Annotated in this window: 24 protein-coding genes and 1 tRNA gene; 18 read left to right on the top strand and 7 right to left on the bottom strand. The window is 62.2% G+C overall.

The annotated features are described in order from the left end of the window. The first annotated feature begins 92 nt into the window (after positions 1 to 92). On the top strand, positions 93 to 440 hold the full coding sequence (locus I2G20_RS12725; protein WP_196260080.1) for an alpha/beta fold hydrolase: 348 nt from the start codon (positions 93 to 95) through the stop codon (positions 438 to 440). Here I2G20_RS12725 and I2G20_RS12720 read toward each other — a convergent pair. Then, positions 437 to 1,444: a 2-hydroxyacid dehydrogenase gene (locus I2G20_RS12720; protein ID WP_425502639.1), complete on the bottom strand. Its 1,008-nt coding sequence runs from the start codon at positions 1,442 to 1,444 to the stop codon at positions 437 to 439. The genes I2G20_RS12725 and I2G20_RS12720 overlap by 4 nt on opposite strands. 81 nt (positions 1,445 to 1,525) lie before the next feature. On the opposite strand from I2G20_RS12720, the gene I2G20_RS12715 reads away from it, so the two are divergent. Beyond that, entirely contained in the window at positions 1,526 to 2,155 is a 630-nt protein-coding gene (locus I2G20_RS12715; protein ID WP_343070342.1) for an SH3 domain-containing protein, read from the top strand. Between the two features lie 3 nt (positions 2,156 to 2,158). Here I2G20_RS12715 and irrA read toward each other — a convergent pair whose 3' ends face one another. Beyond that, a complete protein-coding gene (gene irrA / locus I2G20_RS12710) occupies positions 2,159 to 2,554 on the bottom strand; it encodes an iron response transcriptional regulator IrrA (protein ID WP_196260112.1) in 396 nt (131 codons plus the stop codon). 317 nt (positions 2,555 to 2,871) lie between these two features. Between irrA and hpf the strand changes: the two genes are divergently transcribed. The 3 genes from hpf (at position 2,872) to I2G20_RS12695 (ending at position 4,737) form a co-directional block, all read left to right on the top strand. Continuing rightward, positions 2,872 to 3,441: a ribosome hibernation-promoting factor, HPF/YfiA family gene (gene hpf, locus I2G20_RS12705; RefSeq protein ID WP_196260078.1), complete on the top strand. Its 570-nt coding sequence runs from the start codon at positions 2,872 to 2,874 to the stop codon at positions 3,439 to 3,441. A gap of 100 nt (positions 3,442 to 3,541) precedes the next feature. After that, positions 3,542 to 4,009 (top strand): PTS sugar transporter subunit IIA, encoded by a 468-nt coding sequence (locus I2G20_RS12700; RefSeq protein ID WP_196260077.1) that lies wholly within the window; start codon positions 3,542 to 3,544, stop codon positions 4,007 to 4,009. A 56-nt stretch (positions 4,010 to 4,065) separates the two neighbouring features. Further along, positions 4,066 to 4,737 carry an NADPH-dependent F420 reductase gene (locus I2G20_RS12695; RefSeq protein WP_196260076.1) on the top strand — a complete coding sequence of 224 codons (672 nt, stop codon included), beginning with the start codon at positions 4,066 to 4,068 and terminating at the stop codon, positions 4,735 to 4,737. A 46-nt stretch (positions 4,738 to 4,783) separates the two neighbouring features. Here the strand turns inward: I2G20_RS12695 and I2G20_RS12690 are convergent, their stop codons facing one another. Together I2G20_RS12690 and I2G20_RS12685 are read right to left on the bottom strand one after the other, a co-directional pair. Further along, positions 4,784 to 5,086, bottom strand: a complete 303-nt coding sequence (locus I2G20_RS12690) for a DUF1150 family protein (protein ID WP_196260075.1) — start codon at positions 5,084 to 5,086, stop codon at positions 4,784 to 4,786. 13 nt (positions 5,087 to 5,099) lie between these two features. Beyond that, complete coding sequence (locus I2G20_RS12685) at positions 5,100 to 5,522, bottom strand: Hsp20 family protein (RefSeq protein WP_196260074.1); 423 nt, start codon at positions 5,520 to 5,522, stop codon at positions 5,100 to 5,102. A gap of 129 nt (positions 5,523 to 5,651) precedes the next feature. Between I2G20_RS12685 and I2G20_RS12680 the strand changes: the two genes are divergently transcribed. Together I2G20_RS12680 and I2G20_RS12675 are read left to right on the top strand one after the other, a co-directional pair. After that, positions 5,652 to 6,509 carry a glycosyltransferase family 2 protein gene (locus I2G20_RS12680; RefSeq protein WP_196260073.1) on the top strand — a complete coding sequence of 286 codons (858 nt, stop codon included), beginning with the start codon at positions 5,652 to 5,654 and terminating at the stop codon, positions 6,507 to 6,509. Positions 6,510 to 6,626: 117 nt separating this feature from the next. Next, on the top strand, positions 6,627 to 7,277 hold the full coding sequence (locus I2G20_RS12675) for a pyridoxamine 5'-phosphate oxidase family protein (protein WP_196260072.1): 651 nt from the start codon (positions 6,627 to 6,629) through the stop codon (positions 7,275 to 7,277). Between the two features lie 69 nt (positions 7,278 to 7,346). On the opposite strand, the gene I2G20_RS12670 is transcribed toward I2G20_RS12675, so the two are convergent. From I2G20_RS12670 to I2G20_RS12660, 3 genes are all read right to left on the bottom strand, one after another. Then, positions 7,347 to 7,955, bottom strand: a complete 609-nt coding sequence (locus I2G20_RS12670; protein ID WP_196260071.1) for a YdeI/OmpD-associated family protein — start codon at positions 7,953 to 7,955, stop codon at positions 7,347 to 7,349. A gap of 263 nt (positions 7,956 to 8,218) precedes the next feature. Further along, positions 8,219 to 8,294 (bottom strand) — tRNA-Ala (locus I2G20_RS12665). Positions 8,295 to 8,386: 92 nt separating this feature from the next. Then, entirely contained in the window at positions 8,387 to 8,803 is a 417-nt protein-coding gene (locus tag I2G20_RS12660; RefSeq protein ID WP_196260070.1) for a TIGR02300 family protein, read from the bottom strand. A gap of 228 nt (positions 8,804 to 9,031) precedes the next feature. Here I2G20_RS12660 and aroA point away from each other — a divergent pair, with 228 nt between their 5' ends. The 11 genes from aroA (at position 9,032) to trpA (ending at position 18,487) form a co-directional block, all read left to right on the top strand. Next, positions 9,032 to 10,381, top strand: a complete 1,350-nt coding sequence (gene aroA / locus I2G20_RS12655; protein WP_343070341.1) for a 3-phosphoshikimate 1-carboxyvinyltransferase — start codon at positions 9,032 to 9,034, stop codon at positions 10,379 to 10,381. After that, the gene (gene cmk, locus I2G20_RS12650) at positions 10,378 to 11,019 is read left to right on the top strand and encodes a (d)CMP kinase (RefSeq protein ID WP_196260068.1); all 642 of its coding nucleotides are present in this window, start codon (positions 10,378 to 10,380) and stop codon (positions 11,017 to 11,019) included. The genes aroA and cmk overlap by 4 nt, the downstream gene beginning before the upstream one ends. 214 nt (positions 11,020 to 11,233) lie before the next feature. Further along, positions 11,234 to 12,940, top strand: coding sequence for a 30S ribosomal protein S1 (rpsA, locus tag I2G20_RS12645; RefSeq protein WP_196260067.1), 1,707 nt, complete (start codon positions 11,234 to 11,236; stop codon positions 12,938 to 12,940). Positions 12,941 to 13,015: 75 nt separating this feature from the next. Then, a complete protein-coding gene (locus I2G20_RS12640; RefSeq protein ID WP_343070340.1) occupies positions 13,016 to 13,504 on the top strand; it encodes a GNAT family N-acetyltransferase in 489 nt (162 codons plus the stop codon). Between the two features lie 63 nt (positions 13,505 to 13,567). Then, positions 13,568 to 14,509, top strand: coding sequence for a signal peptide peptidase SppA (sppA, locus tag I2G20_RS12635; protein ID WP_196260066.1), 942 nt, complete (start codon positions 13,568 to 13,570; stop codon positions 14,507 to 14,509). A gap of 54 nt (positions 14,510 to 14,563) precedes the next feature. Further along, the gene (locus I2G20_RS12630) at positions 14,564 to 14,845 is read left to right on the top strand and encodes an integration host factor subunit beta (RefSeq protein ID WP_196260065.1); all 282 of its coding nucleotides are present in this window, start codon (positions 14,564 to 14,566) and stop codon (positions 14,843 to 14,845) included. Between the two features lie 80 nt (positions 14,846 to 14,925). Beyond that, entirely contained in the window at positions 14,926 to 15,276 is a 351-nt protein-coding gene (locus I2G20_RS12625; protein ID WP_196260064.1) for a lipopolysaccharide assembly protein LapA domain-containing protein, read from the top strand. Position 15,277: 1 nt separating this feature from the next. After that, complete coding sequence (locus I2G20_RS12620) at positions 15,278 to 15,940, top strand: phosphoribosylanthranilate isomerase (protein ID WP_246473052.1); 663 nt, start codon at positions 15,278 to 15,280, stop codon at positions 15,938 to 15,940. Continuing rightward, complete coding sequence (gene trpB / locus I2G20_RS12615; protein ID WP_196260063.1) at positions 15,937 to 17,157, top strand: tryptophan synthase subunit beta; 1,221 nt, start codon at positions 15,937 to 15,939, stop codon at positions 17,155 to 17,157. The genes I2G20_RS12620 and trpB overlap by 4 nt, the downstream gene beginning before the upstream one ends. A 126-nt stretch (positions 17,158 to 17,283) precedes the next feature. After that, the gene (locus I2G20_RS12610; protein WP_196260062.1) at positions 17,284 to 17,463 is read left to right on the top strand and encodes a hypothetical protein; all 180 of its coding nucleotides are present in this window, start codon (positions 17,284 to 17,286) and stop codon (positions 17,461 to 17,463) included. A gap of 196 nt (positions 17,464 to 17,659) precedes the next feature. Then, positions 17,660 to 18,487 carry a tryptophan synthase subunit alpha gene (trpA, locus tag I2G20_RS12605; RefSeq protein WP_196260061.1) on the top strand — a complete coding sequence of 276 codons (828 nt, stop codon included), beginning with the start codon at positions 17,660 to 17,662 and terminating at the stop codon, positions 18,485 to 18,487. The last annotated feature ends 57 nt before the right edge of the window (positions 18,488 to 18,544 follow it).

The following is an 18,544-nucleotide window of genomic DNA, read 5'->3' as shown; positions in this document are numbered from 1 at the left end:
CTCATCAGCATGCTGAAGAATGCGAAGCTTACGCGCGATCTCGCGTTGGTCCTTGTTCATGAACACCTCCTTCGTCCCAGAATTGGGAGCGTATGGGAGATGTCCCGCGAGTACCGACATATCTACAGCCAGATGCGGCCGAAGGGTTCAAGGCGTCGCCGGCCTGGCCGGCCTTTGCAGCCGTGGGCACGACCATCGTCCACGACTTCACGGTGCTGACGGAAGCCCAATATGGCGAGGGCATGGGGGTGCGCTGGTCCCGGATCGCACAGCCGGTGCTGGTTGTTGACGGCGATGCGAGCTTTTCCTTTATGGCGGCCGGCGCCGACATGGCTGCCAAGGCCTTGCCCAATGCACGCCGCAAGACCCTTGCCGGTCAGGGACACGGCCCCGAGCCCGAGGTTTATGCCCCCGTGATCCGCGAATTCCTCGGCGGTTAAATCAGCGATTGCCCCTCGGGCAGCACGCGGTGGGGCGGGGTGTGGCCGTCAAAAAAGGTGCGGATATTGACGATGACCGTCTCGCCCATCTCGATACGGCTTTCGAGCGTTGCCGAGCCCATATGCGGGGTCAAGACGATCCGATGCGCGCGGGCGAGATCGAGCAGGCGCGGGTTGACTCCCCGCTTGTGCTCGAAGACATCGAGCGCCGCCCCTGAAAGATGCCCGGTCTCGACCAGATCGGCGAGCGCGTTCTCGTCGACCAGGTCGGGACGGGAAATATTGACGAGGACCGCCCCCTTCTTCATGCGTCCCAGCCGCTCCGCGGAAAGGATGTGGAAGGTGTCGCGCGTATGGGGTGTGTGCAGCGAAACGATATCGACCGCCCCGAGCATCTCTTCGATCGAGGGCCACCACGTCGCACCCAGCGGCTCCTCGACCTGCGGGGGTTTTCGCGTGCGCCCGCAATAATGGATCGAAAGCCCGAAGGCTTTGGCGCGCCGCGCCACCGCGGTGCCGATCCGCCCCAACCCCACAATCCCCAGCGCCTTGCCGGTGAGCCGCTGCCCCAGCATCCAGGTGGGCGACCAGCCCGACCAGGTTCCGTCCTCCAGAAGCACCTGCGCGCCCTCGACCAGCCGCCGCGGCACCGAAAGCATGAGCGCCATCGCCATATCGGCGGTGTCCTCGGTGAGAACGGATGGGGTATTGGTGACGGTGATCCCCGCAGCATGCGCAGCTTCGACATTGACGTTGTCGATGCCGTTGCCGAACTGGGCGATCAGCCGTAGGGAAGCGGGAAGGCTGGCGATCAGATCCGCGTCGATCCTGTCGGTGATCGAGGATACCAGCACGTCGCAATCATGGGCATTGGAGACCAAAGCCATGCGCTCGAGCGGGTCGTCACCGATATTGAACCGCGTATCGAAAAGCGCCGCCATGCGCTCTTCCACGATATCGGGCAAACGGCGGGTGACAAATACCCTGGGCCGCGCGCGCGTCACACGATCACCCCATTCAAGGCCATAACTCGCCTGCCTTTCAGCGACCATTAATTTGGTTGGGTTACTCAATAAGGAAAAAGCGTGAGCGTGGAAAGCCCTTGGGGGCAGCGCGAACCGTGCAGGAAATTGCTGGTGATTGTTGTGCGTCGAGTCTCCCTGGATCTTTTGCGTATATTGATGGTTCTGCTGCTCGCGCTGACGCCCGTGCTGCATGGCGTCGTGCCCGCGCTTGCGCAAGACCAAACGGGGGTTGGCCCCTCTAGCGGCCTGCCCCTGCCGCGCTTCGCCTCGGTGCGCAATGCCCAGACCAATGTGCGGGTGGGGCCGGGCACGCGGTACAATGTCGCCTGGGTTTTTCTGCGCGCCGGCATACCGGTGGAAATCGTCCAGGAGTTTGATACCTGGCGCAAGATCAGGGATGTCGAGGGCGCCGAAGGCTGGTTGCATCAGAGTCTGGTTGCCGGTGCGCGGGCCGGCATCATCACCCCTTGGGCAAGCGAGGGGCAGGTTGCCCTGCGGGTGAGTGCGGATCCCGGCTCGGGCGTGCGCGCCTGGCTCACGCCAAACCTCATCGTATCGATCCGCCGGTGCACGGGGGTGGTCTGCGACGTACGGATCAGCCACGCCGGGGCTGAAGGGCGGAGCGTCGATTATGCCGGGTTTGTCGAGCAGTCCGCGCTTTGGGGCGTTTATCCCGGAGAAGTTTTCTGAGCGCTACCGCCGCGCGGTCTTCTTGACCCGGACAATGACGTCCACATGGGTAACCGTCATCCCTTCGGGCGTCTCGGGCAGCCCCGTGATGCGGATCGAATTGGAGGGGATATCGACGATCCGCTGCTCGTCCTCGATGAAAAAATGGTGATGGTCGGTCGTATCGGTATCGAAATAGGACCGCGACGCATCGATGGAGATTTCCCGCAACAGCCCGGCTTGCCGGAACTGGTGCAGGGAATTGTAGATCGTCGCCAGCGAAACCTGCACGCCCGCTGCCTCGGCCTCGGAATGAAGCTGCTCGGCATTGATGTGACGATGCTCGCCGCCGAACAATAGCTCCGCGAGAGCAAGGCGCTGGCGGGTCGGGCGCAATCCGGCCATGCGCAGCACCGCCATGAGGCAGGGGCCACGCGAGGATTCGGTCGCTGCAGTTCCGGCTCTTGCCATAAATCCGGTAATAGGGGTCATCTAATCTCCAATACCCCTTTATAGTGAGCGGACCCTCGCGAGACAAGCATTGGCGCCCCACCTGGGGCTGCGCTTTATCCACCCTTATGTGGCATTGCGCCGCGAGGCGATTGCAAGCGGTGCTTGACGGGACTAGACTCGCCGTATGGTCAGGGCTTTCTTCCTGGCCACTGCGCGCGGGTACCGGCGTTCGCGATAAGGCCGGTCCGCTCGGCAATCGTAACGAGACCAGGAGGTATCCCCCCATGAGCCTGCGAGTATCTGGAAAGAACATGGATGTCGGCGAATCGCTGCGCGGCAAGGCGGTCGACCATTTCGACGCGGTGGTGGGGAAGTATTTCGACGGCGGCTACGACGGACATCTGACGCTCGAGCCCGAGGGCATCGGCTACCGGGCCGATTGCATGGTCCATCTCGACACCGGCGTCGTGCTGCAGGCGAGCGCCTCGGCCAATGACGCGGTTGCCGCTTATGAATCGATGGCAGAGCACATCGAAAAGCGCCTGCGTCGCTATAAGCGCAAGCTCAAGAACCATAGGCGGCATGTCAACGGCAGCGAGGACGGCTATGCCGCCTATGTGCTCGCCGCCCCCGGCGACGAAGAAGAGGTCGCCGACGACTTCGCTCCGCCCATCATTGCGGAATCGACCCAGAGCCTCAAGACCATGAGCGTCGGGGAGGCGGTCATGGAGCTCGATCTGACCCAATCTGACGTCATTGTGTTCCGCCACGCTGGACATGGCGGCATGAATGTGGTTTACCGCCGCGCTGATGGAAACATTGGATGGATAGATCCAGCGCTCTCACCAAGTTGATCCCCTAAGAGGAAATGGTCGGCGCCGCCGGAACTCTGGCGAAAGACTGATCCCGAGAGCGATGAGTCCCCAACAACCACAACACCCGAAGGCTTTATAGATGGAACTTGCTGACATTGTGTCGCGGGACGCTATCGTTCCTTGCGCAAAGGTCGCGAGCAAACGCCAGCTCATTCAGCTTCTCGCCGAGAAGGCCTCCGAGCTCGTTGGTATCGATTCGACGGTAATATTCGAGACGCTTGTGCATCGCGAACAGCTTGGGTCGACCGGGCTGGGGAACGGCATCGCCATTCCCCATGGCAAGATCAAGGGCCTTCCCGGCGTCACTGCGGTTTTTGCGCGCCTCGAGCAGCCCATCGAGTTCGACGCGGTGGACGATCAGCCGGTCGATCTCGTGGTCATGCTGCTGGCGCCCGAGGGATCGGGCGCCGACCATTTGAAAGCGCTGAGCCGCGTTGCGCGTCTCCTGCGCATCGACGGCGTCGTCGATCGCCTGCGGGCCACCAGAGACGAGGCAAAGCTGCGCGATATTCTCGTGACCCCGCTCGAGGCCATCAACGCGGCCTGAGCAAGGCCGCACGATCGCCCCCGACGGGTATGTGTGACCGGTTTGGGGAGGATCAGATGCGCATCGGTGTATTGGGAACAGGGATGGTCGGCCAGGCCATCGCCGCGCGGCTCGCGGGCCTGGGTCACGAGGTCATGATGGGTTCGCGAGAGGCGAACAACCCCAAGGCGCTCGATTTTGCCGCGGCATCAGGCGCCAGGGCAGGCAGCTTCGGTCAAGCCGCCGATTTCGCCGAAATCGTCTTCAATTGCACCAATGGCGCCAACGCGCTTTCAGCCCTCCAGTTGGCCGGTGCGGACAATCTCAGGGGCAAGGTGCTGGCCGATCTGAGCAACCCCCTCGATTTCTCGCGCGGGTTTCCCCCGTTTCTTTCGGTCTGCAACACCGATTCCTTGGCGGAAACCATCCAGCGCGCCTTCCCCGAGACGTGCGTCGTCAAGACGCTGTGCACGGTCAACGCCGACATAATGGTCGAGCCGAGGCGTCTTTCCGGCAACCACCACGTCTATCTTTCGGGCAATGATGAAGCGGCCAAGGAGGCGATAAGGGCTTTGCTTGTCGAGTTCGGCTGGCGGAAGGTCATCGACCTTGGCGGGATAGAGACGGCACGCGGGCAGGAAATGATGATGCCGCTCTGGCTTTCGCTCTGGAAGGGGTTGGGCACCGCGCAGTTCAATTTCACCCTCGTGACCGACGAAGGGAATGACGGGGACCAAGGGCTGACCTGACCGGGGGCATTGCCCCTATCGGTTTCAGCCTTGTTTATGGTCGTCCCTAGTGCAGCGTCGCCAGATGCACCTCGTGACCCTCGATCCAGTCGAGGATGGCCTCCCGGCTGTCGGCAATCAGCACCGGAGCGCCGTCCGCGCTCATCAGGAGCTCGAGCACCTGATGGGACGGCGCCAGCCCTGCCTGGGGGATAAAGCGCGCAAGATCGCGCGCCCGCATCTGGCGCCAGAACACGATATCGCCCGCGCCCAGAGCGGCAAATTCGTCCGGGGTCAGGATTCTGAGCGGCTCGGCCGCCTGTCCCAGCGGGGCATCGGTGAACGCGCGCTTTTCATTGGCCTTGTTCATAACGCATACCTCTCTACTCGACCGACCTTATGTCGATCCGGCGCGTCACCGGTTTGGCCACGGGCCGGTATACGGTGATAACGAGGAGGCCGTTCGCAAGTTCAGCACCCTCGACGCGCATGCCGTCGGCCAGAAGAAAGGTGCGCTGGAACTGTCGCGCGGCAATGCCGCGGTGCAGGTACTGGCGCGCACCATCCTCGGTCTGCCGACCCCGCACGATAAGCTGATTATCCTCTGCAATCACTTCCAGATCGTTACGGGCAAATCCGGCAACGGCAATGGAGATGAAATAGGACTCTCCGCCCTCTTCCAGCCCGGTGCGTTCGATATTGTATGGAGGATAGCCCTCCGAGGCCTTGGCAAGCCTGTCGAAGCGCTCTTCGAACGTATCGAAGCCGAGGAGAAATGGCGCGGAAAACAGCGAAACGCGGGTCATGGCGGTCGGTCTTGTCCTTGATAACTCAAGCAACTCGCCAACGGGCCCGAAAAAATCAGCACCCCAATGGCTTGGCTATGATATGGGGTTGCCGTCCTGCCGTTCAAGTGAGGAGTAACCGTCGCGCCAATGGCCGGGAAACCCGAACCTGTCTCCGTCGTCATGCCCGCCTATCGGGCTTCGGACACGATCGTATGGGCGGTGGAATCGGTGCTAGCCCAATCCTACGAGGCCTTCGAACTGGTGATTGTTGCCGATGACGACACCGACTACGAGGCCATGTTGGGCCGGGCGGGGATCGCCGACCCGCGGATCGTTTTCACCGCCAGCGGCGCCATCGGCGGGGGTGCTTCGCCTGCGCGCAATATCGGCATCGAGGCTTCGCGTTACCGCTATTCCGCCCAGCTCGACGCAGACGACCGGTTCGCGCCCGACAAGCTCGAAAGGATGATGCCGGCCGTCATGGCCCATGGCCTCGCCTCGAGCGCGCTCAATATTGCGTTACCGGACGGCACGATCCTGCGCCGGGTCGGCGAGGGCGAAGACCGGCTGCTTTCACCCTCGGACTACAAGTTCACCAATTTCTCTGGCGATTCCATGCTCGTTTACGACCGGCAGCGCGCCGATCCGCGCTTCGATCCCCCGCTCGTCTGGATGGCCGATCTCGATTTTCTCCTGCGATTGTTCGGCTCGATCCCCGCCTGCTATCATTTCGGAACGGCGCTTCACGATTACGTCAAGATGCCGCTTTCCCAATCCAACGGACCCGACGTTGCCGAAAACATGATCGCCAGCAAGACCTTGCTGCGCAACCGGCTCGCTTCGGGATACTATGCCGAACCCTATGAGGGAGCATTTGCGGGCGTCGACCGTTTCCTCGCGCTTTCGCTGCAAGCCGAACGCACCTTTGCGCCCGATCCGGCAAGACCTGTGTCGTTGTTCGAGGACCACATCGAACCGATCCTCGCCGGATCGATTTCTGGTTAGAACTCTCCGAGCCCGACGCCCTCCCCAAAAACGAACTTGATCGCGACGGAAAGATGTCTTTAACTACAAATGAGGTACGTACGTCAAAATGACAGAATAGCTTTGAGGGAGAGAACGATGCGGAGATACCAGGTCGATCCGGAGTTCGTCATAAGGGATGAACAAGCCCTGCGCGGCCTCTTTCCCGCACAAACTTCTTTGGCGGCGCAGAAATGCCAGGACGCGCTCGACGAACACACCCGGGGCTTTATCCGCCGCTCCCCCTTTCTCTGTATAGGCACCCAGGACCTCGACGGACGGGCCGATGTCAGCCCACGCGGCGATCCGCCGGGCTTCGTCCAGATTCTTGACGACCATACGCTGGCGATTCCCGATCGGCCCGGCAATAACCGGCTCGACAGTCTGGCCAACATCCTCGCCAACCCAACTGTCGGCCTTTTGTTCATTGTTCCGGGATTTGACGACACCTTGCGGGTCAACGGGCAGGCCAGCCTGGTAACCGACCCCGGCATTCTCGAAAGCATGCGTGTTAACGGCCGCGTCCCGAAACTCGCGATCCTTGTGAGGATAAGCGAGGTTTTCATGCACTGCGCCAAGGCATTCCGCCGCTCGCGATTATGGAATCCCGAGCACTTCCAGGACCGCAGCGCGATGCCTTCCCTCTCAAAGATCATCCTCGACCAGACAGCCGGCGCGCCCGAGGACGCCGATGCGATGCGCAAGATCGATGACGACCTCGAAGAGGAATACAAAAGGACGCTCTACTAGGCCGAGCTTTCAATTCCCCCGCCGGCGGGCGTTCGCGCTGGCGGCTGCAGCACCGGGGCGGCTGGCATTCTAGCTCTTTTTTGCGCGGCCATTGGGCTGAAGCGTCTCGCCGCGTTCGAGCATCGAGACGATTTCGGCGATCTTGCGCGCCCGCGTTTCGGGGCGTTTGGGCTGCGTGACCCGGAACATGATCGAATAGAGATTGGCGCGATTGAGCGTCTCGTAGGTGGCCGTTGCCGCCGCGTTGGCCTTGAGGGCGGCAAGAAAATCCTCGGGGATCTCTAGCGCGCTGCCCGATGCATAGGCGGCATCCCAGCGCCCGTCCGCCTTGGCCGCCTCGATCTGCTTCAGCCCCGGGGGCCGCATGAGTCCCGCTTCAACGAGTGCCGCGACATGGCGGGTATTGACCTGCGACCAGATCGATTTGGCCCTGCGCGGCGTAAATCTCTGCAAGAAGGAGGATTGGTCGTGCGTCTTCTTGATCCCGTCGATCCACCCCCAGCATAGCGCCGCCCTGACGGCCTCCTCATAGCTTATGGTCGGCTGCCCGGACTTCTTCTTGTAGATTTGCAGCCAAAGCTCGGGCCAACGGCCATGGTTTTCCTCCAGCCAATCGTAAAAGGCATCGAAACTGGCAAACGCCAGGATTCGGTCGGGATCGGGGATGACAGGCGGCATTATCGGCTCCTCGGAACGGAGCGGCATTGAACAGGGATCGTACCGGCATCGCAAGACGGATGCACACCGGTTCCGGCGCGTCATGCGGTGAGTGGTGTCGCGCGTCATTCGGCGAACGGTGCGGCACGTGAAATAGAGGACGGACGAGCGTAGCGAAGGACCCCGGCCAACATTTTGGCCGCCCCATCGGAGCGCCAGAGAGCCGCATAGCGCGGCTTCAGCGCGTCATGCGGCGAATGGTGCGGCGCGTGATATCGAGAAAATGGTGGAGCCAAGCGGGATCGAACCGCTGACCTCCTGCATGCCATGCAGGCGCTCTCCCAGCTGAGCTATGGCCCCATCGGACAGGTTAGCCCCGTCAATCGGCGGCGAACCTATGTGAGAGTGCCAGGGGACGCAAGAGCAAACTTGCGCCCCCGGCAACAAATTTTCTATCGTTCGTCTTCGTCCACTTCGACGTCGAAATCGATGTCGTCGTCCTCGTCGTCGGTCTCAAGGAAGGTGTCGTCATCGTCACCGCCAAGATCGTCCTCGACATCGACATCTTCCACATCGGGGATGTCCTCCCCGGCGTCCTCATCGGTATCTTCGGCGTCATCGAGCGAGATGACCTCCGCCCCGGCGGCCTCTGCGGCGAGGTCGACTTCGACCTCTTCGCTTTCATCCTCATCCGCCACGACCGCCTTGGCGCCGAACTTGACGGCGACCTTCTCGTTGGCCGATTCAAAAAAGGACAAGGGATAGGACTTGCCCGTATAGGGCGAGACAACGGGGTCTTTGTTGAGGTCGTAGAACTTGCGCCCCGTTACCGGGCAGGTCCGCTTGGTACCGCGTTCATCACTGGCCAAGGCAATTCCCCACAGTCTTATCAAAGGGTTGGCTGTTGCGGAGGTTGTTAGGGCTGGTCTTTGAGCCTTCGCGCCGCATCTTGATCGTCCGGTTACATTGAAATTTTCAGCCCTGTCAAACGCAAAATGCGTCTGCCTAAGCGGCGCCGTTGGCACTCTGCGCCGATCATGGTAATGCCGGACGCGATTTATGCTTCAACGCCGCAAGGCTCAGTCCTGGATTTCACCGTGTCTCACGCCCTTCCTCCCCGTCCCCGCGCCGCATCCAATCGCGGAGCTCTCAACGGCACGATCAAGGTGCCGGGCGACAAATCGATCTCGCACCGTTCGATGATGTTCGGGGCGATGGCGCGCGGGCGCACGACGGTTTCGGGCCTCCTCGAAGGCGAGGATATCCTTGCGACCGGGCGTGCCATGCGCGAACTCGGCGCGAGGATCGAAAAGAACGGCGACGTCTGGGAGATCGACGGTTTGGGGGTCGGTGGCTTTCTGGCCCCACAGACCGATCTCGATTTCGGCAATGCCGGAACCGGCGTGCGCCTGACGATGGGGCTCGTGGGCACCTCGCCCTTTATTTCCCGCTTCGTGGGCGACGCTTCGCTCACCGCCCGGCCCATGGGTCGGGTGCTCGATCCGCTGCGCGCTATCGGGGTGGAGGTCGTCGAGCATCACGACAACAAGCTCCCCATCGCCCTCAAGGGACCCAAAACGCCCCTGCCGATCCGATACCGCGTGCCGATGGCTTCGGCCCAGGTCAAGAGCTGCATCCTGCTGGCCGGCCTCGTCATTCCCGGCGAGACCGTGGTCATCGAGCCGGTAATGACCCGCGACCATACTGAAAAAATGCTCGAGGGCTTCGGCGCAGATATTTCGGTCGCAACCGATGCCGAAGGCGTCCGGACCATTACCGTCAAGGGCCTGCCAGATCTCAAGGGACAGGAATTGACCGTTCCCGGCGATCCGTCGTCGGCCGGCTTCCCGCTGGTCGCGGCGCTGATCGTTCCCGGCTCGGACGTCACCATCGAAAACGTCCTGATGAACCCGACCCGCACCGGACTTCTTGAGACGCTCATCGAAATGGGCGGCGATATCGCAATTGAAAACCGACGTGTCTCGGGCGGAGAGGACATCGCCGATCTGCGCGTCAGGCATTCTTCGCTGAAAGGCGTCCGCGTGCCGCCCGAACGCGCGCCATCGATGATCGATGAATACCCCGTGCTGGCGGTTGCCGCATCCTTTGCCGAGGGGCGAACCGAAATGCCGGGGATCGAAGAACTGCGTGTCAAGGAATCCGACCGGCTGGCTGCGGTTGCGCGCGGGCTCGAAGCCAATGGCGTTTCCTGCGAGGAGGGCGAGGATTATCTTGTCGTCGAGGGCAAGGGGCACGTGCCGGGCGGCGGCACGGTCAAGACGCACCTCGATCACCGGATCGCCATGAGCTTTCTGGTGATGGGCATGGCCTCCGACAGGCCGGTGACGGTTGATGACGACCGCATGATCGCCACGAGCTTTCCCTCTTTCATCAAGGACTTTTCCCGGCTCGGGGCCGGCCTTTCCGCCAATGAGGACGCGGCGTGATCATCGCTGTCGATGGACCGGCCGCTTCGGGCAAGGGCACCATCGGCGCGGCCCTCGCGGCCCATTTCGGCCTTCCGCATCTCGATACGGGCCTTCTCTATCGGGCCATCGGCCGCGCGGTCGCCGCGCGGATCGATGATGCCGATATCGAGACGCTGGCTACGGCCGCCGCGCAGGCGCTCGACCTGACGACTCTCGACGCCGACAGGCTGGTCGGCGCCGAAACGGGGATTCTGGCCTCAAGGATCGCCGTATTCCCGGGCGTGAGGAAGGCGCTGTTCGCCGCCCAGCGCAGCTTCGCGCTGCAGGACGGGGGCGCGGTGCTCGATGGACGCGACATCGGCACGGCGATTGCGCCCGAGGCGGAGGCCAAGCTCTTTATCGTTGCCGATCCCGAAATCCGCGCCGAGCGGCGTGCGCGCCAATTCGAAGCGCGCGGGGAGACGGTCGACAGGGCAAAACTTCTAAGGGACATCTGCGAACGCGATGCGCGCGATGCGGCTGCCCCCCATGGCGGGTTCCGGCCGGCGCACGATGCGGTCTTGCTCGATACGTCCAATTTGGATATAGAGGCCGCCATCAAGGCAGCCATCGCGGAAGTCGAGGCGGCCATGGCTCGCAAGAAAGCCTCGCGCTAGAGGCAAATCCAAACTTGCGGCTTTGGGCCGGTCCGATTTCTTCGGGAGAACGAAACGTCTCTCCAGTTCGCCTTACAGTATGCCCTGATAGTGCCGGATCGTCAGTCTGCGCGGGTTTCCTTTCGGGAGGCCGGTGCGGATACCGTCATTTGGGGGCATTGCGTGTCAACACCAACCTAAAATGTTCCGGGGTCTGTCCCGGATCGGAGATTTAATGGCTACCCAAACTGCTAGCGCAGAAGATTTTGAAAAGCTCCTGCTTGAGAGCTTCCACGATATCGACCCCGTTGAAGGGTCTGTCGTCAAGGGCACCGTCGTCGCGATCGAAAAGGATCTCGCGATCATCGACGTGGGCCTCAAAACCGAAGGCCGCGTGCCTTTGAAGGAATTCGGCGCCGCCGGCCGCGACGGCACCATTGCCGTGGGTTCGGAAGTCGAGGTCTATGTCGACCGCGTCGAGAACGCCATGGGCGAGGCCGTCCTCTCCCGTGAGAAGGCCCGCCGCGAGGAAAGCTGGGTCCGCCTCGAAGCCCTCTACGAAAAGGGCGAGAAGGTCGAGGGCCAGATCTTCAACCAGGTCAAGGGCGGCTTCACCGTCGATCTCGACGGTGCCGTGGCCTTCCTGCCGCGCAGCCAGGTCGATATCCGGCCGATCCGCGACATCGGCCCGCTGATGAACGTTGCCCAGCCCTTCCAGATCTTGAAGATGGACAAGCGCCGCGGCAACATCGTTGTTTCACGCCGCGCCATCCTCGAGGAAAGCCGCGCCGAGCAGCGTTCGGAGATCGTCCAGCAGCTCGAAGAAGGCCAGGTGGTCGAGGGCGTCGTCAAGAACATCACCGATTACGGTGCGTTCGTTGACCTCGGCGGTATCGACGGGCTCCTGCACGTTACCGATATCGCATGGCGCCGCGTCAACCACCCCAACGAGGTGCTCTCCATCGGCGAGACGATCAAGGTTCAGATCATCCGCGTCAATCAGGAAAGCCACCGCATTTCGCTGGGCATGAAGCAGCTCCAGGCCGACCCCTGGGAAGGCATTGCCGCCAAGTATCCGATCGGCGCCAAGTTCAGCGGCCGCGTGACCAACATCACCGACTACGGTGCGTTCGTCGAGCTCGAGCCGGGCATCGAAGGTCTGATCCACGTTTCGGAAATGAGCTGGACCAAAAAGAACGTCCATCCGGGCAAGATCGTCTCGACCTCCCAGGAAGTCGAGGTCATGGTGCTCGAGGTTGATCCCGACAAGCGCCGCATTTCGCTTGGCCTCAAGCAGACCCTCGCCAATCCGTGGGAAAGCTTTGCCGACAAGTTCCCGGTCGGCGCTGAAATCGAGGGCGAGGTCAAGAACAAGACCGAATTTGGTCTCTTCATCGGTCTCGACGGCGACGTCGACGGCATGGTCCATCTTTCGGATCTCGATTGGAACCGCCCGGGCGAAGAAGCGCTCGAGGACTACAACCGTGGCGACATCGTCAAGGCCAAGGTTCTCGACGTCGATATCGAAAAGGAACGCATTTCGCTGGGCATCAAGCAGCTCGGCACCGATTCGTTCGCCGATGCGTCTTCCGGTTCAGACGGCCTGCGCAAGGGTGCGATCGTAACTTCGGAGGTCACTGCGGTGAACGACGGCGGCATCGAGGTTCGGATCGCCGATACCGATCTCACGGCCTTCATCCGTCGTGCCGATCTCTCGCGCGATCGTGAAGACCAGCGCCCCGAGCGTTTCGCCGTTGGCGAAAAGGTCGATGCCCGCATCACCCAGTTCGACAAGAAGAATCGCAAGATCGCCCTTTCCATCAAGGCGCTCGAAATTGCCGAGGAAAAGGAAGCGGTCGCCCAGTACGGCTCGTCCGACTCCGGCGCCTCGCTCGGCGACATTCTCGGTGCGGCTCTCAAGGGCCAGGGCGACAAGAAGTAAATCTTGCGCGCACTTGCAATATGATGAGGTCCGCGCCCCGGCGCGGACCTTTTTTGTCTTCCGGAGGTCGTATTGTTGTACAACTGGCGTCCCATGACCCGCCGCGATCTGCCCTTCGTTTCTGCGATCGCCGGTCGGGTGCATCCGGATTTTTTCGAAGAGGACGCGATCTTTAGCGAGCGACGGTCGCTGGCCCCTGAAGGGTGTTGGGTTTGCGAGGGCGACCAGAGGCCACTCGGTTACGTCCTGAGCCATCCCTGGACGCTGCAGGCCCCGCCCGCCCTCAACACGGCATTAGGCGCGCTCCCTGAGGATCCAGACAGCTTCTATATTCACGATCTCGCGCTTTTGCCCAAGGTACGTGGCACCGGCGCCGCGCGCAGGATTGTCGATATCCTCATCGATGTGGCGCGTCCTTATCCCACGATGAGCCTTGTTGCGGTCAACGGCTCGGCCCCCTTCTGGTCGCGCTTCGACTTTGCCGTGGCGAACCGCCCGGATCTTGCCCAAAAGCTCGAAACCTACGATCCGCAGGCGCGCCTCATGGTGCGGCAGCGCACCTGACTTGCATTCGTCCAGGCAAGCCTTTAGCCCTAGCGGAAACTTTTGAAGGTATTCAGCGGCCAGATGACCCAGCTCGGTGACGATCCCGTTCACGCTATTCCCGCAACGCGGGCCATCAGGCGCTCGCGCGGGCGCTGGCGGATATTTGCCTTTCTTGCCTTGGCCTTAGCCGTGATGGTGGGGGTCGCCCGATTCGGCCCCGAGATCTCACCACAGGGCGAAGCGATCGCCCGGGTTGAGATCAACGGCACCATCACCACCGACCGTGACCGGGTCGAGCGCCTCAAGGACCTGGCCGATGACGCTAGCGTCAGCGCCGTCATCGTGGCCATCAACAGTCCCGGCGGCACCACGGCGGGCGGTGAGGAGCTTTACGAGGCGCTGCGGACGCTTTCGCAGGCCAAGCCGACCGTGGCGGTCATCGACGAACTCGGTGCCTCGGCGGCCTACATGACCGCCATCGGCACCGACCGGATCTTTGCGCGCCGGCTTTCCATCGTGGGGTCGATCGGCGTGCTTTACCGCCATGTCGATGCGGGCCGCCTGCTCGAGACCATCGGTATCGATCTCGACAAGGTCGCCTCGGGAGAGCTCAAGGCAGAGCCCGAATTCGATGCGCCCATCAGCCCAGAGGTTCGCCGCAGTCTGGCTGCGCTCGTTGAAGACAGCTTCACCTGGTTCGTCGACATCGTAGCCGAGCGGCGCGGGCTGTCCCGGCCCCAGACGCTCGCCCTTGCCGATGGCCGCATCATGACCGGCCAGATGGCGCTGGGGACGGGGCTGATCGATGCCCTTGGCGGAGAGGCCGAAGCGCGGCAATGGCTTGCCGAAACGCACGGTATCGACCCCGATCTCGACGTCTTCACCGCCTGGCCCCCGGCTTCGAATGCCGGCTGGCTGCGCCAGTGGCTCACGGAAAGTGCGTCCCAGGCACTTGGTCTGGGCGCCCATAGCGCCATAGCGCTTGACGGGCTGGTCTCGCTTTGGCACCCTTCCACACGGTAAAAAAGCAAGGCAAAAAAGCCGTTTAGAGAAACGCGCCGGGGGGCGCATCAAACGATGATCAAGTCGGAACTCGTTGAAAAGCTTGCTGCGGAAAACCCGCATCTGTTTCATCGCGACGTCGAAAACATCGTCAACGCGATCCTCGATGAAGTAGGGGATGCGTTGGCGCGCGGGGACCGGGTGGAATTGCGCGGGTTTGGCGCTTTTTCGGTCAAGAACCGCCCCGCGCGCGTCGGGCGTAACCCGCGCACGGGCGAGCAGGTCGATGTGGGCGAAAAATACGTGCCCCAGTTCAAGGCGGGCAAGGAAATCCGCGAGCGCCTGAACGGCAAATAGGCCACGCCATTTTGAATGGAGCTTCCCGGCCGCAAAGGTGATAATCACCTTTGTCAAAGGTGCTCCTGAGGACTCGACCCATGCGCAAACGCATCATCGGCTGGCTCGTGCTCGTGCCGCTTTGCGCAATCATTCTCGTCTTTGCGCTGGCCAACCGGCACACCGTTGCCGTCAATTTCAATCCGCTCGTCGCGGTTGCCGGCGATGCACCCGGCTATGGGGTGCCGCTGTTCCTGATCGTTTATGCGGTGTTGTTCTTCGGCATTGCCCTGGGCGGTATAGCGGTGTGGTGGACCCAAGGAGCCCATAGACGGTCCGAAAAACGGCTGGCGAGGGAAAATGAACGCCTCAAGGCCGAACTCGACGCCGCCCGCCGCGCCCCGGCCCGCGAACCCGATCCCGCCCTTGCCGCAGCCGACGAACTGGTCTGATATGCCTTACATGCCCGTTATCAAGATATGCGGGGTTAAAACCCCCGAAATCCTCGATTGCGTCGTCGCCCAGGGCGCGGACATGGTGGGGTTCAATACCTTCGGCAAAAGCCCCCGCTATATAGATTGGGCAACGATTGAAGCGCTTGTCGCGAGGGCTTCGGGGCGTATCGAATCCGTTGTCCTGCTTGTCGATCCCGATGACGACGATGTTCGCGCCGCCGCCGCAACGGGTGCCGGCTGGCTCCAGCTTCACGGGCACGAAACGCCCGCACGCGTTTCTGCCATCAAGGCGGCCACGGGGAAAAAGGTCATCAAGGCCCTGCCGGTGGGCGGGCCCGAGGACCTAGCTGCCGTTTCCGCCTACGCCCAACTCGCCGATGGGCTCATTCTCGACGCCAAGCCGCCTGCGGACGCCACCCGCCCGGGTGGGCTGGGCGCAACCTTCGACTGGTCGCTGCTCGCCGGGCTTGACCCGGACGTCGCCTTCATGCTTTCGGGTGGCCTCGATAAGGACAACGTGGCACGAGCCGTGCGCGAGGTGATGCCTTTCGGGCTCGATGCTGCGTCCGGCGTCGAGCGGGAAAAGGGGGTGAAGGATGCAGGATTGATTTCCGCCTTCATCGCCAACGCGCGCGCTGCCGCAACGGAGTTAAGGAAATGAACAAACGAGCCGCCAATTCCCTGCGCCAGGGACCGGACGAAAGAGGCAAATTCGGCATTTTCGGCGGCCGGTTCGTCGCCGAAACCTTGATGCCGCTGATCCTCGATCTCGAAAAGGCTTATCGTTCGGCGCAGAAGGATCCTGCGTTCCTGTCCGAGATGAACGATCTGCGTACCCATTTCGCCGGAAGGCCTTCCCCGCTCTATTATGCAGAGCGCCTCTCGGCGGAACTGGGCGGCGCGCGCATCTATTTCAAGCGCGAGGATCTCAATCACACCGGTTCCCATAAGCTCAACAACTGCCTTGGCCAGATTCTTCTGGCCCGGCGCATGGGCAAGACGCGGATCATTGCGGAAACCGGCGCTGGCCAGCACGGCGTTGCCACGGCCACCGTCTGCGCGCGTTTCGGACTGCCCTGCACGGTATTCATGGGGGCCACCGACGTCGCCCGCCAGATGCCCAACGTCCTGCGCATGAAAATGCTCGGTGCCGAGGTGAGGCCCGTTACCGCAGGCGCGGGAACCCTCAAGGACGCCATGAACGAGGCGCTGCGCGACTGGGTAACCAATGTGGAGAGCACCTATTATCTCATCGGCACCGCCGCCGGCCCGCACCCCTATCCCGAAATGGTGCGCGACTTCCAGAAGGTGATCGGGGAGGAAATCCGCGAACAGATCATGGAACTCGAGGGTCGTCTTCCCGACGCGCTGGTCGCCTGCATCGGCGGCGGCTCGAACGCCATCGGCACCTTTCACGATTTCCTCGACGAACCGAACGTGCAGATTATCGGCGCTGAAGCCGGAGGCCACGGCCTGGACGTCGAGAACGGTCACGCCGCCTCGATGACCGGCGGGCGCCCCGGCGTGCTCCACGGCAATCGCACCTATCTCCTCCAGAACGAAGATGGACAGATCCTTGAGGGCCATTCGATTTCGGCCGGTCTCGATTATCCCGGCGTCGGACCCGAACACGCATGGCTGCGCGATACAGGCCGCGTGACCTACGTTCCGGTTACCGACAAGGAGGCGCTCGATGCCTTCATGGCCTGCACAAAGTTCGAGGGGATCATTCCCGCACTCGAAAGCGCGCACGGGCTCGCCCATGTCATGAAGATCGCTCCGCAGATGAAATCGGACAAGGTGATCGTGCTTTGCCTTTCGGGGCGCGGCGACAAGGACGTCGAATCAGTGGGCAAGCATCTGGGCATGGCCCTCTGAGTTGAGGGGGATTACGCCAGCCATGCGCATTCGGGATGGCTGGCATGACCAATGGCGGGCTGGTCAGCTCCGGCATTTGGGCCCATTTACCTCCTTGAGACGAACTTAAGGCCCCTGGAGGCAGACATGTCCAATCGCGTTATCGATAGCCTTGCCGGCTTTTTCGGGGATATTGGCCGCGCCCGCGCTGCGTCCGCGCTCTATAACGACCTCGCCGGCCTTTCCGATCAGGCGCTCGAGGCGCGTGGCCTGTCGCGTGCCGACCTGCCACGCTATGCCTTCGACAAGGCATTCACGCGCCGCTAGGCATCCAACCTTGACCAATTCACGACAACGAGGCGCCCGCTTGCGGGTGCCTGCGGTTTTGGAAGGCTTCGGGCGAAAGTGGGCGCCGCTTTTGCAGCGCCGGGAGAGCGTTGCTCAAAATCCCGGCCAGGCAGTTGACTCTTCAAGCGTTCTTCCTCTTTATCCCGCCCGACCACTTGAGGAGGGCAGTGAGCCTATGACCGGTACGCGTATCGACAGGCGGTTCGCAAAGACAAAAGCTGAAAACCGCCCGGCGTTTGTATCGTTCGTGATGGCGGGCGATCCCGACGAGGCGACCGCCGATGCCATTCTTGCCGGGCTCCCTTCGGCAGGCGCCGACATCATCGAACTCGGCATGCCCTTTTCCGACCCGATGGCTGACGGTGTCGCCATCCAACTGGCCGGACAGCGCGCCCTCGCAGCGGGCATGAGCCTGAGAAAAACCATCGATACGGTAGCGCGGTTCCGTCGCAATGACGACGAAACCCCGATCGTCCTGATGGGCTACTACAATCCCATCTATATCTATGGCGTCGAGAAATTCCTCGCCGATGCCGTCGCGGCAGGTGTCGACGGACTGATCGTCGTCGATCTGCCCGCCGAAGAGGATGAGGAGCTTTGCCTTCCGGCCCTGGCGGCCGGGCTCAACTTCATCCGTCTGACCACCCCCACGACCGACAACAAGCGCCTCGCCACGGTGCTCAAGAACACTTCGGGCTTTGTCTATTATGTCTCGATGACCGGCATCACCGGCGCCGAGATCAAGAATCGCACGGCCGTCGGCGAAGCGGTTAGCCGCATCAAGGGCCATACCAATCTGCCCGTCGCGGTGGGCTTCGGGATCAAGACGCCTGAGGATGCCGCGCTGATCGGCAGGGGCGCCGATGGCGTGGTCGTCGGCTCTGCACTTGTTTCAGCGGTCGCCGACTCGCTGGTTGACGGCAAGCCGCAGCCCGGAACCGCGGAGGCTGTGCACAGCTGCGTGCGCAAGCTTGCCGAGGGTGCAAAGCGCGCCAGAAGCTGATATAAATTGCCACAATCATGTCCTACCGTCGGGGATCGCAGTGAGCGGTTCCTGGGC

It is taken from the genome of Pelagibacterium limicola (genome assembly GCF_015694405.1).
Taxonomy (GTDB): domain Bacteria; phylum Pseudomonadota; class Alphaproteobacteria; order Rhizobiales; family Devosiaceae; genus Pelagibacterium; species Pelagibacterium limicola.
This window is presented reverse-complemented; position numbering and strand designations above follow the sequence as displayed.

Bases quoted from the DNA above. Each gene is read 5' to 3' on its own strand.
- I2G20_RS12725 (WP_196260080.1), top strand. From the start codon at position 93: ATGGGAGATGTCCCGCGAGTACCGACATATCTACAGCCAGATGCGGCC.
- irrA (WP_196260112.1), bottom strand. From the start codon at position 2,554: ATGGCGGTGCTGCGCATGGCCGGATTGCGCCCGACCCGCCAGCGCCTT.
- hpf (WP_196260078.1), top strand. From the start codon at position 2,872: ATGAGCCTGCGAGTATCTGGAAAGAACATGGATGTCGGCGAATCGCTG.
- I2G20_RS12700 (WP_196260077.1), top strand. From the start codon at position 3,542: ATGGAACTTGCTGACATTGTGTCGCGGGACGCTATCGTTCCTTGCGCA.
- I2G20_RS12695 (WP_196260076.1), top strand. From the start codon at position 4,066: ATGCGCATCGGTGTATTGGGAACAGGGATGGTCGGCCAGGCCATCGCC.
- I2G20_RS12690 (WP_196260075.1), bottom strand. From the start codon at position 5,086: ATGAACAAGGCCAATGAAAAGCGCGCGTTCACCGATGCCCCGCTGGGA.
- I2G20_RS12685 (WP_196260074.1), bottom strand. From the start codon at position 5,522: ATGACCCGCGTTTCGCTGTTTTCCGCGCCATTTCTCCTCGGCTTCGAT.
- I2G20_RS12680 (WP_196260073.1), top strand. From the start codon at position 5,652: ATGGCCGGGAAACCCGAACCTGTCTCCGTCGTCATGCCCGCCTATCGG.
- I2G20_RS12675 (WP_196260072.1), top strand. From the start codon at position 6,627: ATGCGGAGATACCAGGTCGATCCGGAGTTCGTCATAAGGGATGAACAA.
- I2G20_RS12670 (WP_196260071.1), bottom strand. From the start codon at position 7,955: ATGCCGCCTGTCATCCCCGATCCCGACCGAATCCTGGCGTTTGCCAGT.
- rpsA (WP_196260067.1), top strand. From the start codon at position 11,234: ATGGCTACCCAAACTGCTAGCGCAGAAGATTTTGAAAAGCTCCTGCTT.
- sppA (WP_196260066.1), top strand. From the start codon at position 13,568: ATGACCCAGCTCGGTGACGATCCCGTTCACGCTATTCCCGCAACGCGG.
- I2G20_RS12630 (WP_196260065.1), top strand. From the start codon at position 14,564: ATGATCAAGTCGGAACTCGTTGAAAAGCTTGCTGCGGAAAACCCGCAT.
- I2G20_RS12625 (WP_196260064.1), top strand. From the start codon at position 14,926: ATGCGCAAACGCATCATCGGCTGGCTCGTGCTCGTGCCGCTTTGCGCA.
- I2G20_RS12620 (WP_246473052.1), top strand. From the start codon at position 15,278: ATGCCTTACATGCCCGTTATCAAGATATGCGGGGTTAAAACCCCCGAA.
- trpB (WP_196260063.1), top strand. From the start codon at position 15,937: ATGAACAAACGAGCCGCCAATTCCCTGCGCCAGGGACCGGACGAAAGA.
- I2G20_RS12610 (WP_196260062.1), top strand. From the start codon at position 17,284: ATGTCCAATCGCGTTATCGATAGCCTTGCCGGCTTTTTCGGGGATATT.
- trpA (WP_196260061.1), top strand. From the start codon at position 17,660: ATGACCGGTACGCGTATCGACAGGCGGTTCGCAAAGACAAAAGCTGAA.